At 61.3% G+C, this 13764-nt stretch carries 13 protein-coding genes; 4 read left to right on the plus strand and 9 right to left on the minus strand.

What is annotated here, in order from left to right; translation table 11 throughout:
- Window positions 1-6 precede the first annotated feature (6 nt).
- From D4A92_RS08480 to ubiE, 7 genes are all read right to left on the minus strand, one after another.
- Window positions 7-360, minus strand: a complete 354-nt coding sequence (locus tag D4A92_RS08480) for an MmcQ/YjbR family DNA-binding protein (RefSeq protein ID WP_203019275.1) — start codon at window positions 358-360, stop codon at window positions 7-9.
- On the minus strand, window positions 357-1571 hold the full coding sequence (coaBC, locus tag D4A92_RS08485; RefSeq protein WP_203019276.1) for a bifunctional phosphopantothenoylcysteine decarboxylase/phosphopantothenate--cysteine ligase CoaBC: 1215 nt from the start codon (window positions 1569-1571) through the stop codon (window positions 357-359). The genes D4A92_RS08480 and coaBC overlap by 4 nt, the downstream gene beginning before the upstream one ends.
- Before the next feature lie 87 nt (window positions 1572-1658).
- On the minus strand, window positions 1659-2699 hold the full coding sequence (locus tag D4A92_RS08490) for a sensor histidine kinase (RefSeq protein WP_203019277.1): 1041 nt from the start codon (window positions 2697-2699) through the stop codon (window positions 1659-1661).
- A gap of 13 nt (window positions 2700-2712) precedes the next feature.
- Window positions 2713-3150 carry a response regulator gene (locus D4A92_RS08495; protein ID WP_203019278.1) on the minus strand — a complete coding sequence of 146 codons (438 nt, stop codon included), beginning with the start codon at window positions 3148-3150 and terminating at the stop codon, window positions 2713-2715.
- A gap of 2 nt (window positions 3151-3152) precedes the next feature.
- Window positions 3153-4640, minus strand: coding sequence for a sensor histidine kinase (locus D4A92_RS08500; RefSeq protein WP_203019279.1), 1488 nt, complete (start codon window positions 4638-4640; stop codon window positions 3153-3155).
- 111 nt (window positions 4641-4751) lie between these two features.
- On the minus strand, window positions 4752-6326 hold the full coding sequence (gene ubiB, locus D4A92_RS08505; protein WP_203019281.1) for a 2-polyprenylphenol 6-hydroxylase: 1575 nt from the start codon (window positions 6324-6326) through the stop codon (window positions 4752-4754).
- A 5-nt stretch (window positions 6327-6331) separates the two neighbouring features.
- On the minus strand, window positions 6332-7108 hold the full coding sequence (gene ubiE, locus D4A92_RS08510; protein ID WP_006724983.1) for a bifunctional demethylmenaquinone methyltransferase/2-methoxy-6-polyprenyl-1,4-benzoquinol methylase UbiE: 777 nt from the start codon (window positions 7106-7108) through the stop codon (window positions 6332-6334).
- Window positions 7109-7245: 137 nt separating this feature from the next.
- Here ubiE and mutM point away from each other — a divergent pair, with 137 nt between their 5' ends.
- The 4 genes from mutM (at window position 7246) to dnaA (ending at window position 11755) form a co-directional block, all read left to right on the plus strand.
- Window positions 7246-8136 (plus strand): bifunctional DNA-formamidopyrimidine glycosylase/DNA-(apurinic or apyrimidinic site) lyase, encoded by an 891-nt coding sequence (mutM, locus tag D4A92_RS08515; protein WP_203019282.1) that lies wholly within the window; start codon window positions 7246-7248, stop codon window positions 8134-8136.
- A gap of 27 nt (window positions 8137-8163) precedes the next feature.
- Window positions 8164-8937: an enoyl-CoA hydratase gene (locus D4A92_RS08520; protein ID WP_203019284.1), complete on the plus strand. Its 774-nt coding sequence runs from the start codon at window positions 8164-8166 to the stop codon at window positions 8935-8937.
- Between the two features lie 189 nt (window positions 8938-9126).
- A complete protein-coding gene (gene rpsT, locus D4A92_RS08525; RefSeq protein ID WP_006724980.1) occupies window positions 9127-9393 on the plus strand; it encodes a 30S ribosomal protein S20 in 267 nt (88 codons plus the stop codon).
- A gap of 811 nt (window positions 9394-10204) precedes the next feature.
- Window positions 10205-11755, plus strand: a complete 1551-nt coding sequence (dnaA, locus tag D4A92_RS08530; protein WP_203019286.1) for a chromosomal replication initiator protein DnaA — start codon at window positions 10205-10207, stop codon at window positions 11753-11755.
- Between the two features lie 76 nt (window positions 11756-11831).
- Here dnaA and D4A92_RS08535 read toward each other — a convergent pair whose 3' ends face one another.
- Together D4A92_RS08535 and hemW are read right to left on the minus strand one after the other, a co-directional pair.
- Entirely contained in the window at window positions 11832-12569 is a 738-nt protein-coding gene (locus D4A92_RS08535; protein WP_203019288.1) for a class I SAM-dependent methyltransferase, read from the minus strand.
- A 13-nt stretch (window positions 12570-12582) separates the two neighbouring features.
- Window positions 12583-13764, minus strand: a complete 1182-nt coding sequence (gene hemW / locus D4A92_RS08540) for a radical SAM family heme chaperone HemW (RefSeq protein ID WP_203019290.1) — start codon at window positions 13762-13764, stop codon at window positions 12583-12585.

The raw sequence follows: 13764 nt of genomic DNA on the forward strand, positions 1-13764 counted from the left end.
CACAGCTTACTCGACGATGCCGAGTTCGGCGCGCAGCTTGCGGGTCAGCGACGCACTCACCGTGCGATAGGAACGGGTGAGATATTCCATAAGGTCGGCTTCGCCGAGCTCGCTGTCCGGTTCGACGCTCACCCATTTGCGCTTGGCGAAATAGGGCGCCTGTGACACGCCTCTGAGCGATGTCAGGATCTCGAAGCTTTCTTCGCTGACCTTGAACGTTAACCGGCTTTCACCGTCGGTCAGCAGCGCAAAGACCTTGTCCCCGACCTTGGCGACACGGCTGTCCCATTGGTCGACCTGTGTTGTGCCGGCGAAACCTTGGACGGAGGCGTCGAAGCCGGATCGCGTAAAAAGGCTCATGCGCCTGTCCCGCCGATCTGGGTCGCGATCCAGAGCGCCAGCCGTTCGGCCACCTCGTCCTTGGAAAGATCCGGCCAGGCTTCGACCCCGTCGCGGGAAATCAGCTTCACCCGGTTGCGATCGCCGCCCATGATGCCGGTCTCGGGCGAGACATCATTGGCGACGATCAGGTCGGCACCCTTGCGCTCAAGCTTGGAGCGGCCGTTTTCCTCGACATTCTGGGTCTCTGCGGCAAAGCCGACAACGAGCCGTGGGCGCTGAGGATGATGGCCGACGGTCTTGAGGATGTCAGGGTTTTCCGCAAGCTCGAGCGGCGGCGGAGCCTCGCCGGGTTGCTTCTTGATTTTCTGCCCGGCGGAGGACGCCACACGCCAGTCGGCGACGGCGGCGACCATAACGGCAATGTCGGCCGGAAGCGCCGAGAGCACGGCATCGCGCATCTCTTCGGCCCGCTCCACATGTTGGGTGCGAACGCCGGCGGGATCGGCAATGGTCACGGGTCCGGAGACCAGGGTAACCTCGGCGCCCAGGCGGGCAAGGGCGGCCGCGATCGCATGACCCTGCTTGCCCGAGGAGCGATTGGCGATGTAGCGCACCGGATCGATCGGCTCGTGGGTCGGGCCTGAGGTGACAACGGCCTTCATGCCGGCAAGCGGCTTCGGTCCCGAGAGCAGGTCTTCGACACGGTCTGCAATCTCGATCGGCTCGGCCATGCGCCCGCGACCACGCTCTCCGCTTTCGGCCATCTCGCCCTCCATCGGGCCGATGGACTGGATACCGTCACGTTGCAGGGTGGCGTAGTTCCGCTGGGTCGCCGGATGAGCCCACATTTTCGGGTTCATCGCTGGCGCAATCAGCACCGGGCGGTCGGTCGCGAGAAGCACGGTGGAGGCAAGATCATCCGCAAGCCCGTTCGCCATCTTCGCTATCAGGTCGGCGGTCGCGGGTGCGACGAGCACGACATCACATTCGCGCGCCAGTCGGATATGGCCGACATCCTGCTCGTCCTCGCGGGAAAAGAGCTCGGTATAGACATGGGAGGCCGACAGTGCACCGACGGCGAGCGGCGTGACGAATTCCTGAGCGCCACGTGTCATGATCGGCTGCACGCTTGCACCGCGCTCCCTGAGCCTCCTGATAAGATCGAGGCTCTTGTAGGCGGCGATGCCGCCCGCGATGACAAGCAAAATGCGCTTTCCGGCCAAGCTCATGAAGAAGCACCCTTAATCTCTGCGGCGCGACCCTAACGCAAATCGGGTCGCTGGCAAATCACTGGACTCCGCAGTGGTAAACGCGGCTCAAGCTCCGCTGTCGAGCTTGAGTGGGACTTCCGCAACGGTGCCTTGCGTGCCTTCGAGATAGTGCAAACCTTCTCCCAGCGTCGAGGCCATGGATTTGACGATCCGGCTCCCGAGACCGGTTCCCTTCGGCGCGCTCTGCGGATCAATGCCGACGCCGTCATCCTCGACCCGAAGCAGCGCCTCGCCATCGCCCCGCATCTTCAGATGCACCCGGATATCGCCGGCCTGTCCGGGCGCATAGGCATATTTGAAGGCGTTGGTGACGAGTTCCGTGACGATCATGCCGACCGAAACCGCCTTGTCGGCGCTGAGGGAGATGGGATCCGCATCGAGCAGCAGGCGCACGGGCTTTTCGGCGCTATGCAGCGAATTATAGAGCTCGACGGTAAGTCGGTTGAGGTAACGATCGAGCTCCACCCGGCTGACGTCGTCGGAGGTGTAAAGACTGCGATGCATGCCGGCGATGGCCGTGATACGGGCCTGGGTTTCCGCCAGTTCCGCCTTCACTTCGTCGCTGCGGGCCGCCGAGATCTGCAGCCTGAGCAGGCTGGCGACCAGCGCCAGCGAGTTGGCGACACGATGGTTGACCTCGGCCAGCAGCGCCTCTGCGCGTTCCTTGCCGAGCCGGATCTCTTCATCGGCGCGGGCTTTGGCTGCACGCAGCTGGGCATTGGCGACCGTCTGCTCGATTGCGCTCGATAAGAGCGACAGGAAGTCGTCGCTGACCGTCTTGATGACATAGTCAGCGGCACCCGCCTTGATCGCCTCGATCGCCACCTGCGCCTCGTTCGATCCGGTGACATAGACCACCGGCACATCGATCTCGGCCTCGCGCATGCGGCCGAGCACATCGTGGCCGGTCGTCTGGCGCAGGTAATGATCGAGTACGACGACGTCGAACCCTGCGGTCGTCAGGAGTTCAAGCGCGTCTTCGGCGTTCTCGGCATGCGACACCTCATGGCCGAGCCGGCCCATATGCCTCTGGACCAGCCGGGCAATGGCAGCATCGTCATCGATGTAGAGAACGCTGAAGCTCATCGCCTGACCGCCATCAGGGGATTTGCATGACGGAGAAGAACAGTCCGAGCTGGCGAATGGCGTTGGCGAAATTGTCGTAATCGACAGGTTTGGTAATATAGACATTGGCCCCGAGATCGTAGCAGCGCTGGATTTCGCGTTCGTCATCCGTCGTCGTGAGGATGACGACCGGGAGCCGTCGCGTGTGCGGATTGGATTTAATCTGGTCGAGAATATCGGTGCCCGACATATCAGGCAGATTGAGGTCGAGCAGGATCAGCAAATAGCGATCTTCGGAAACCTTGCCGCTACGATCCGTACCCAGCACATAGTCCAGCGCCTCGGTGCCGTTGGTAAAAGGTACGATCTCGTTGCTGACGCCAGCGCGGCGTACGTTCTTTTCGATCAAACGAGCATGACCCTCGTCGTCTTCGACCATAACAATGGTGACTTCTTTACCCACGGCTTTCATTATCAACTCCGTACCAAGCGTGACAGATCAGATGGCAGTCGCAGTACGAAGGTTGACCCTTCTCCTAAACGGGATCGAACGGTTATCTCCCCTCCGAGGTTCCGTGCCAGTGAGCGGACATGGGCAAGGCCGATGCCTTCACCCGATTTATCCTGCTGCCCGGAGCGGCGGAAAAGTTCGAAAATGCGTTCGTGGTCCTGCTCTGCAATGCCACGGCCGTTATCCTCCACCTCAATCCTTACCATGTGACGCCCTTCGGGCGCGGTTCGGACGGCGAGGGTCAGGGGCCGCTGGGGATGCTTGTACTTGATAGCATTGTCGAAAAGGTTACCAAGGATTTGTTCGACCGACAATCGATCGGTGGTCAGGCGGGTGGCCTTGATGTCGAGATCGATACGTCCGTCGCTTTCGCTGATCTGGTGATAGACGCTGTTGGTGATGGTCTCCAGCATCGGCTGCAGTTCGACGATTTCGGGCTTCAACTGACGCCGCCCGTCGCGCGAGATCTTCAGGATCGCGTTGATCAGTCCATCCATCTTCTTCGTCGATGAACGGATGAAGCCGATGGCTTCGGGAAGATCTTCTGACGCTGCCAGTCTGGCCTCGCGGATCTCCTCTTCGGACACCGGCTTGCCATCGTTCAGGACATAGGCCTGCAAGGATTTCAGAGAGGCATCGAGCTCGGCTGTAAAGCCCATGATGTTCACGAGCGGTGCTCTGAGATCATGCGTGACGATATAGGCGAAGCGCTGGATCTCCTGGTTTGCCTGCATCAAGTCCTCGGTGCGTTCCGCAACGCGGGCCTCGAGGCCCTGGTTCAAGACCTCCACCTCGCGCCTGGAGGCCGCGAGCGCGCGCACATGCTGGGCGACGACCAGGATCGCACCTCCCATCACGGCAATGATGGCGATGCCGCCGGCGACCGTGATCCATTGAAGCTGCTCGGTCGCACTGATCTGGGCCTCGGTCCCTCGCTCGACATTGGCGTCCGAAAGCTCCTTGAACTGATCGAGCATCGAGCGGATGTCGTCCATAAGCTCACGGCCGACATCGCTCTGGATCAACTCGACGGCCTGTGCCTGCTCGCCGCTGCGCACGAGATTGATAGCCTGCCCCATCTCGGCGAGCTTCCCGCGGACCCGCTCACGTAACCGGTCCATCTGGGCTGCCTTGATCGGGCGATCGGCAACCGCTGCTGCGAGCCTGTCGACCTCTTCGCGGATTTCGCCGACGGCGGACTCGTAGGGCTGGAGAAACAGTTCGTTGCGCGTGATGACGAAGCCGCGCTGGCCCGTCTCGGCATCGGTCAGCTTCTGCATGAGGTCGGCCGACATTCGCCGGATGTTGCGTTCCTGCAGGATATATTCAAAGGTCGTCTGGGTACGCTCGACGAGACCGAAGGTCGCGACGATAATGCCGACGAGGATTGCAGTGCCGATCAGGAGAAAGAGCAGCGTGGACCGGACGAAGCCGGTTTGGGTGGCAGACATGTCACTCCTGAAGGAACAAAAAACGCGTTAGGTGGTTCCAACGCACGATCGATCGCTTTGTTCCATCAAAAAATCGAGGAGTTGCGATTTATTTGTCGGCGATCCTTGCCGTCAGGACACCTGAAAAGCGGTCACCACAGCTGCGACCGCGATCACCCAGAGCGCAATCCGACCAGACCGTGTATGCCGCGCTTCTGCCCGTCCGATGCGCTCGGCGGTATCGGCATCGAAACGCAGGCCTTCCTCGCTCATGCGCACGATCTCGCCATGAAGCTTCTCGGTCTTGGTGGCGATTTCCGGCAGCGCTTCGGCCAGCCGTAGTGCCGCCTTGGCGCCATCCTTGATATCAGTCGCAATGCGCTTGGGACCGAGATTGTCGCGGATCCAATGCGAGACGACCGGCTCTGCAGCCTTCCACATGTTGAAGCGCGGATTGAGAATGCGCGAGACGCCCTCGACGACGACCATCGTCTTTTGCAGCATCACCAGTTCCGGGCGCGTCTGCATGTCGAAGATTTCGGTGACTTCGAACAGCAGAGTCAGCAGCTTGCCCATGGAAATGGTCTCAGCCGGCTGCCCGTGGATCGGCTCGCCGATCGCGCGGATCGCCTGGGCGAAGCTCGCGACATTGTGGTGCGACGGCACATAGCCGGCTTCGAAATGCACCTCTGCGACGCGCATGTAGTCGCGCGTGATGAAGCCGTAGAGGATCTCGGCGAGGAAGCGCCGTTCCTTCTTTCCAAGGCGCCCGGCAATGCCCATGTCGACGGCGACGATCATGCCGGCCGGATCGACGAAGAGATTGCCCGGATGCATGTCGGCATGGAAGAAGCCGTCGCGCAGCGTATGGCGCAGGAAGGACTGGATCAGCGTGTCGGCAAGCGCATTGAGATCGTGGCCGGCAGCGCGCAAGCCTTCGACATCCGACATCTTGACGCCATCGATCCATTCCATGGTGACGACGTCGCGGCCTGTGCGTTCCCAGTCGACTTCGGGCACGCGGAAGCCCGGGTCGTCCTTGGTGTTTTCCGCAATCTCGGACAGGGCCGCCGCCTCAAGGCGGAGATCCATCTCGACCTTGGTGGTCTGCTCCAGCGTCTTCGTCACCTCGACAGGACGCAGGCGCCGCGTGTGCGGCAGGAAGCGTTCCTGGAGATGCGAGACGAGATACATGGCCTCGAGGTCGGCCGCAAAGCGCTTGCGCACGCCTGGGCGGATTACCTTGACGGCGACCTTTCGCGAGCCCTCAGGCGTTGCGAGCTGGGCCGGGTGCACCTGGGCGATCGAGGCCGCGGCGATCGGTTCACCGAAATGCGTGTAGAGCTCTTCGATGGTGCGGCCGAGCGATTCCTGAATGGTCGTCTTCGAGGCTTCAGTCGGGAAGAAATCCATCCGGTCCTGCAGCCCGGCGAGATCCTCTGCAAATTCAGCGCCAACAACATCCGGACGGGTGGCGAGAAACTGGCCGATCTTCACATAGGACGGACCGAGGCGTGCCACGGCTCTGGCGAGACGATCCGACCGCTCGACTGATTTCGCCCGGCCACGCGCGAGCGGCGCGACGGCCGCCTTGGCAATCCCGACGAGGGGTGGAAGTCCTTCGGACGGCAGGGCAGCGACGACACCTTCGCGCACCAGCACCCAGCCAACCCGTGCCAGACGGAAATATGCCCCGATCGTGCTCATGCGCCTCAGATCTTCCAGCCGGAATGGAGCGCCGCGATGCCGCCGGTGTAATTGGTGAAGCGAACGTTGGAGAAGCCGGCGCGCTCGATCATCCGGGCAAAATCCGGCTGATTGGGGAATTTGCGGATCGACTCGACGAGATACTGATAGGGCTCGGCATCGCCGGTGATCATCTTGCCAAAGCGCGGGATCGCATTGAACGACCAGGCATCATAGACCTTGTCGAGCAGCGGCAGTTCGACTTCGGAGAACTCCAGGACGAGCAGACGTCCGCCGCGCTTCAGAACGCGGAAGGCCTCCGACAGCGCCACATCGATATGCGGCACGTTGCGGATGCCGAATGCGATCGTATAGGCGTCGAAGCTGTTGTCCTCGAACGGCAGGCTTTCGGCATTGGCCTCGACGAAAGTGAGGTTGGGGGAAAGCCCCTTCTTCTCCGCCCGCTCGGCGCCCACGCCCAGCATGGAGCCGTTGATGTCGAGAACGGTCGCATGCGCCATCCGGTTGGAGGCTTCAACGATACGGAAGGCGATGTCGCCCGTGCCGCCAGCAACGTCGAGCACCTTGTAATTCTGATCCTTGCGTGGATTGAGAGCTGCCACCATCGCATCCTTCCAGACACGGTGCAGGCCGGCCGACATCACGTCGTTCATGATGTCGTAGCGCTTGGCCACCTTGTGGAAGACATCGTTGACCAGGCCCTGCTTTTCCTGCTCGTCGACCTGGCGGAACCCGTAGGAGGTTTCCATGCCGCCATCGGCGGAAATGCGGCTTGCAGTCATCAGTTCACTCCACATATCGGAACGGTCGGCAGACCATAGCGAAAAGACCTGTCCCGCGCTATCTGCGCAGGAGAAGCCTTGGCTTCGCTGGTCTATAGACCTTTAAAGAAGCGGTTCAAACAGAAAGATGGGCTGAAATGCCGGAATTGCCAGAGGTTGAGACAGTCAGACGCGGCCTTGCGCCTGCCATGGAAGGCGCCAATCTGCAGCGCCTGGAGCTGCGCAGGCCGGATCTGCGCTTTCCTCTCCCGCGCGATTTTGCCGCAAGGGTCGAAGGTCGGCGTATTCTCGCGCTGTCCCGTCGGGCGAAATACCTGCTCATCGACCTTGAGGACGATCTGACTGTCATCGCGCATCTCGGCATGTCCGGCTCGTTCCGTATCGAAGCGGCAGCCGAGGCAAACCTCCCCGGCGTCTTCCACCACGAGCGCAGTAAGGATGAGAAGCACGACCACGTCGTCTTTCATCTGCAGCGTCCGGAGGGCCCTGTCCGCGTCGTCTATAATGACCCGCGTCGGTTCGGCTTCATGGAGCTGATGGCGCGCTCCGCGCTCGACACCTATCCCGCATTTCGCGATCTCGGCCCCGAGCCGGTCGGCAATATCCTGTCCCCGGACTATCTGGCGACGCGCTTTGCCGGCCGCAGCCAGCCGTTGAAGGGTGCTCTGCTCGATCAGAAGGTGATTGCCGGCCTCGGCAATATTTATGTCTGTGAAGCGCTCTGGCGATCGCATCTGTCGCCGACCCGCAAGGTTTCGACCCTGGTCACGGCGAAGGGCAAGCCGAAGGTGGAACTTGAACTGCTCACCCAGTCGATCCGCGAGGTCATTGCCGATGCGATCGAGGCAGGTGGTTCGTCGCTGCGCGACCATATCCAGGCGGATGGCACCTTGGGGTACTTCCAGCATTCCTTCCGCGCCTATGATCGGGAGGGCGAGCCCTGCCTCACGGATGGTTGCAGGGGTACCGTCGAAAGGATAGTTCAATCCGGCCGCTCGACATTCTATTGTCGCACCTGCCAGAAATGAGGCCTTCGGGTCGTGGAGGAGGAAGCCATGTCATTTGAAACCCTGCTGATCGAACGGCGCGACCGCGTTGCGCTGGTGACGCTGAACCGGCCCCAGGCGCTGAATGCCCTGAACTCGACGGTCATGCGCGAGCTCAGCCAACTCTTGAGCGAACTGCAGGCCGACGTGAGCGTCGGCGCCGTGGTGCTCACGGGCTCGGAAAAGGCCTTCGCTGCCGGTGCTGACATCAAGGAAATGCAGTCGCTTGGTTTCGTCGACACCTATACCGGTGACTTCATCGGCGGATGGGACCATATTGCCGGCTTCCGCAAGCCCTTCATTGCTGCCGTCTCCGGTTTTGCCCTCGGCGGTGGCTGCGAGCTCGCGATGATGTGCGACTTCATCATCGCCTCGAAGACCGCGAAGTTCGGCCAGCCCGAGATCACCCTTGGCATCATTCCCGGCATGGGCGGCTCCCAGCGCCTGACCCGCGCCGTCGGAAAGGCAAAGGCCATGGATCTCTGCCTGACCGGTCGCATGATGGATGCCGCGGAAGCGGAAAGTGCCGGTCTGGTAGCGCGCGTTGTCGAGCCCGAGCGCCTGCTGGACGAGGCGCTGGAAGCCGCGGCCAAGATTGCCTCCTTCTCTCTCCCGTCAGTGATGATGGCGAAGGAAGCCGTGAACCGCGCCTTCGAGCAGACCCTGGGTGAAGGATTGCGCTTCGAGCGCCGGCTGTTTCATTCCCTGTTTGCGACCGAGGATCAGAAGGAGGGCATGGCGGCCTTCGTCGAGAAGCGGAAGCCCGCCTTCAAGCACAGATAAGCGCAAGGGAAGGCGCGTTATCTGCAGAATCCGCGTTGACGCATTCGCGCTTTCCCGCTATATGCCCGCCCACGGTTGGGAAAGCCGATGCGCTTTTCCCATGAAACAGCTCCCCAAGTGCTGGTATGGCAGGTCGCAACGACCCGACGCGGCGATGGTGGGCTTTGGTTTGAATTCGAGAGAGGCATCATGGCCAACACAACTTCGGCGAAGAAGGCGACCCGCAAGATCGCTGCCCGTACTGCAGTCAACAAGGCTCGTCGTTCGCGGGTCCGTGGTTTCATTCGCAAGGTCGAAGAAGCCATCGCTTCCGGCGACGCTGCTGTCGCCAAGGACGCCCTTCAGGCAGCTCAGCCTGAGATCCAGCGCGCTGCCACCAAGGGTGTGGTTCACGCCAACACGGCATCGCGGAAGATCTCGCGTCTGGCCGCTCGTGTGAAGGCCCTGGCTGTCTAATTTTAGACACCTTTCTGACATTTTTCGAAGAGCCTGGCGTCGCGCCGGGCTTTTTGTCGTTGTTGCTTACGATTATTGAAAATTGATGTTTTAGAGTTTTCTGCTGCGCTGCATCTTGTCAGTCCGATGACATGAAAAACACAATGATTTCATATGGTTGTGGGAGGTGCCGCGGAGCGGGGTACCTTCTTGCTGGGGCGGATTGGCCCCCTTACGAGTCAAGAGAAATTTTATTTTTTCGCATTGCCAACGCCTCATCTTGTGCCCGTTTGGGAATCTCCTTGATTCAAAAGCGATTCTTTTTCGCCCGAATGTGACGCTAAAATGAAGTACGAAGAGTCAATGGTCCAAGCGCCCGATAGCCTAAAAATCGGTGTTGATCTTGGCTTTTGATCCTGCCTTAATGTTTCTCAGCAAGAGGCCAGCCAATGGCCGAAAACGATGGTCCGGACGGCAGCAATGTCATCGTGACATGTCGCTCTTGCCGGGGCGGAGTGTTTCCATTCCGTTTTCTCATAAAGTGATCGACATTGCATCGGAAACTTGGCTGTTTCCGCGTGATGGCGGTTTTGCGCCTTGATGGTGGCCGGTGGCCACGACAAGGACAAGGATGTGCGGCATGACGAGGATGCCGCATGTATGGGCACTGCGATTGTCGTGAGGGGGCGATGGCAAGTTGAGCCGGCTTTTGGCTGAAGTCGGCACGATGTGTTCGGGGACTGTCGATCCCCTGGGATCGACGAGAGATGAAGCGGCTGTCGGGCGGCAATGGACGCGCCCGGCACCTGGAATGAATTTGGAAGGCGGCAAAATGCATATGAACTCTATGACGGCCGGTGCGTTGGCGAACGGAGACAATGCACATTCGGCGCTCGGCGCCGCATGCTCCGAAGGGGCAGGAGACAATGCCGAGATGAAGCATGATGCTCTGTTTGAACGTTTCAGCAAGCGGTTGAAGGCTCAGGTTGGTGTAGACGTGTACCAGAGCTGGTTTGGGCGCCTGAAGCTCCATTCCGCATCGAAAAGCGTGGTACGCCTGACCGTACCGACAACCTTTCTGAAGTCTTGGATCAACAACCGTTACCTCGACCTGATCACGTCGATCTTCCAGGCTGAAGATCCGTCGATCCTGAAGGTCGAAATCATGGTGCGCAGCGCCAGCCGCAGCACCCGGGGCCCTGTCGTCGAGGAGCGTTCGGTCGGATCGGAAGTCAGCCAGCCGGCTTCGCCGCGCAGGGCCGGACCGCAGACCGTCGGCCAGATCGCCTCGGCCCAGACCCAGGCACCGTCGAACGCACGTACCACGCAGGCAGGTCCGCTGTTCGGCTCGCCACTCGACAGCCGCTACACCTTCGATGGTTTCGTGGAAGGTTCCTCGAACCGCGTGGCTCTCGCCGCTGCCAAGACGATCGCTGAGGCCGGTGCCGGCGCCGTGCGCTTCAACCCGCTCTTCATCCATTCCTCTGTCGGCCTCGGCAAGACGCACCTGTTGCAGGCCATCGCCAATGCTGCGATCCAGAGTTCGCGCCAGCCGCGCGTTGTCTACCTGACCGCCGAATACTTCATGTGGCGTTTCGCAACCGCGATCCGCGACAATGATGCCCTGACGCTGAAGGATTCGCTGCGCAATATCGATCTCCTGATCATCGACGACATGCAGTTCCTGCAGGGCAAGATGATCCAGCATGAGTTCTGCCACCTCTTGAATATGCTGCTCGATAGCGCCAAGCAGGTCGTCGTCGCCGCTGACCGTGCGCCTTGGGAACTGGAATCGCTCGATCCGCGTGTCCGTTCGCGCCTCCAGGGTGGCGTAGCCATCGAGATGGAAGCGCCTGACTACGACATGCGCCTCGACATGATGAAGTCGCGGCTCGACGTCGCCCGCAAGGACGATCCGTCGATCGATATTCCCGCCGAGATCCTGGAGCATGTTGCCCGCAACATCACCAGCAGCGGCCGCGACCTGGAAGGCGCGTTCAACCAGCTGCTCTTCCGCCGCTCCTTCGAGCCGAACCTGTCGATCGAGCGCGTGGACGAACTGCTCGCTCACCTCGTCGGCGCCGGTGACCAGAAGCGCGTTCGCATCGAAGACATTCAGCGCGTTGTCGCCCGCCATTACAACGTCTCGCGCCAGGAACTGGTGTCGAACCGCCGCACCCGCGTCATCGTCAAGCCACGCCAGATCGCGATGTATCTGTCGAAGACGCTCACCCCGCGCTCCTTCCCGGAGATCGGCCGTCGCTTCGGTGGTCGTGACCACACGACGGTCTTGCACGCGGTTCGCAAGATCGAGGAACTGATCTCGGCCGATCAGAAACTGTCGCAGGAAATCGAGCTTCTGCGTCGTCTGATCAACGAGTAAGCCTCCAAGCCGAACGTATAGTGCCACCGCGAATGCCATCCGGCGCGCGGTGGCTTTTTTGTGCCCGCGCGCCGTTTCAGGCCCCGGCGATCGCGATGATCTCGGGGCTGGTCTCGGAATAGGGGCTGCGATCCCACCAGCCGCGCAGGTCGACCTCGACAAACCCGGCAGTCCGGAGAAGGCGCTCGATGGTCTCGGCGGGCGCAAACCTCAGCCGGCTTTCGCTGACCAGCGTCTCGTCCGTGGCTTCGATCGTGAAGACCGCATCGAAGGTTACGTGTTCACCCTCGGCATCCTTGATCTGGTAGTAAACGTCGACCGGCCCGATGCCGGTGATGACCCGCTGTTCATGCGTCTTCTCCCGGGTCCAGCCTTCCCAGGCTCTGTTCAGCGGATTGCGGCTTTCGAGGATCAGCTTGCCGCCAGGCGCCATGTGCCGGTGAATGTTGCGCAAGGCAGCCAGGGTTTCGGCATCGTCGGGAAAGACCTGGAAGACGTGTCCCGTCATGATGGCGAGGTCGAAACGAGCAGGGAGTTCAAAGGTTGAGGCCGTCGCCTGGACCCAGTCGACAAGACAACACTCATCCTTAGCGCGCGCGACCTTCAGCATGCCCTCTGCCGGATCCACACCCGTGACCTTGTGCCCGCGCCGCGCCATCCTCAGCGTCACCGATCCCGTGCCGCAGCCGATGTCGAGGACACGGCAGGGCGCTTCGGGAAAGTTTTCATAGAAATCGCCGTCTCCGCCATGATGGTTGAAGGCGTCGTAGAGGCGGGCCATGTCGAACCGGGCAAAGGCGGGATCGACAGGCATCGTCTCTTTCTCCTCAGCAGGCAAGATCCGCGACGACGGCGTCCAGGATCAGCATGCCCGGCGGCGTGCAGCGAAGCCGCGAATTGCCGAGCCGCTCGATGAAACCCTGGTCCAGCAGGAACTGCTCCTTGTCCGGATCGGGATCGCGGCCGGAAAGCTGCTGCCACCGGGCAAGGTCAACACCCTCTCGCAGGCGAAGGCCCATGAGCAGAAGCTCGTCGGCCTGCGCCTCGTGATCGAGCTCCTCGCGTTCGATGATGCCATGGCCATTCTGCTCGACCGCCGTAAGCCAGGTCTCGGGGTGCCGCTCAGCGACGGTCGCGATCTTCGTCCGCCCCTGGGTGAGACGTCCATGCGCGCCTGGACCGATGCCGGCATAGTCGCCATAACGCCAGTAGGTGAGATTGTGGCGGCTCTCCGCACCCGGACGGGCGTGGTTGGAAACCTCATAGGCCGGCAGACCTTCGCGCGCAGTGATCTCCTGCGTCGCCTCGTAGAGTGTGGCCGCATGCTCGTCATCGGGGACGATCAGCTTGCCCGCCTTGTGCAGACCGTAAAATGCTGTGCCTTCCTCGATCGTCAGCTGGTAGAGCGAGAGATGGTCGACCGCGTAGGAAATCGCTTCCTTCAGCTCCCTCTCCCATGCTTCCACCGTCTGGTTGGGCCGGGCGTAAATCAGGTCGAAGGACATGCGCGGGAAGATCTCGCGCGCCAGTCGGATGGCTTTGAGCGCATCCGCCACGTCGTGCAGTCGTCCGAGGAACCTGAGGTCCGGATCGTTCAGCGCCTGCACCCCAAGCGAAACACGATTGACGCCGGCTGCCCGGTAGCCGTGGAAGCGGGTCGCCTCGACGCTGGACGGGTTCGCCTCCATGGTGATCTCGATACCATCGGGCATATGCCAGTTGGCCGCAATGCCGTCGAGGATCGCGCCGACCGTCGAGGGATCCATCAGCGATGGCGTACCACCGCCCATGAAGACGCTGGTGACGGTCTTCGGCCCGGACATGGCCCGCACAGACTTCAGTTCGGCGAGAAAGGCGGCGACAAAGCGCGCCTGATCGACCGGCTGGTGCCGCACATGGCTGTTGAAGTCACAATACGGACACTTGGCCGCGCAGAAGGGCCAATGCACGTAGACCCCGAAACCGGGCTCGCCAGTGTCGGGCAGGAGCGTGAAAGGCCGTTCGGTCAA

Origin of the sequence: Rhizobium rosettiformans (assembly GCF_016806065.1) — a bacterium.
Taxonomy (GTDB): domain Bacteria; phylum Pseudomonadota; class Alphaproteobacteria; order Rhizobiales; family Rhizobiaceae; genus Allorhizobium.

Bases quoted from the DNA above. Each gene is read 5' to 3' on its own strand.
- coaBC (WP_203019276.1), bottom strand. From the start codon at position 1,571: ATGAGCTTGGCCGGAAAGCGCATTTTGCTTGTCATCGCGGGCGGCATC.
- dnaA (WP_203019286.1), top strand. From the start codon at position 10,205: ATGCATATGAACTCTATGACGGCCGGTGCGTTGGCGAACGGAGACAAT.
- D4A92_RS08535 (WP_203019288.1), bottom strand. From the start codon at position 12,569: ATGCCTGTCGATCCCGCCTTTGCCCGGTTCGACATGGCCCGCCTCTAC.
- D4A92_RS08520 (WP_203019284.1), top strand. From the start codon at position 8,164: ATGTCATTTGAAACCCTGCTGATCGAACGGCGCGACCGCGTTGCGCTG.
- ubiB (WP_203019281.1), bottom strand. From the start codon at position 6,326: ATGAGCACGATCGGGGCATATTTCCGTCTGGCACGGGTTGGCTGGGTG.
- D4A92_RS08480 (WP_203019275.1), bottom strand. From the start codon at position 360: ATGAGCCTTTTTACGCGATCCGGCTTCGACGCCTCCGTCCAAGGTTTC.
- mutM (WP_203019282.1), top strand. From the start codon at position 7,246: ATGCCGGAATTGCCAGAGGTTGAGACAGTCAGACGCGGCCTTGCGCCT.
- D4A92_RS08500 (WP_203019279.1), bottom strand. From the start codon at position 4,640: ATGTCTGCCACCCAAACCGGCTTCGTCCGGTCCACGCTGCTCTTTCTC.
- D4A92_RS08490 (WP_203019277.1), bottom strand. From the start codon at position 2,699: ATGAGCTTCAGCGTTCTCTACATCGATGACGATGCTGCCATTGCCCGG.
- D4A92_RS08495 (WP_203019278.1), bottom strand. From the start codon at position 3,150: ATGAAAGCCGTGGGTAAAGAAGTCACCATTGTTATGGTCGAAGACGAC.
- ubiE (WP_006724983.1), bottom strand. From the start codon at position 7,108: ATGACTGCAAGCCGCATTTCCGCCGATGGCGGCATGGAAACCTCCTAC.
- rpsT (WP_006724980.1), top strand. From the start codon at position 9,127: ATGGCCAACACAACTTCGGCGAAGAAGGCGACCCGCAAGATCGCTGCC.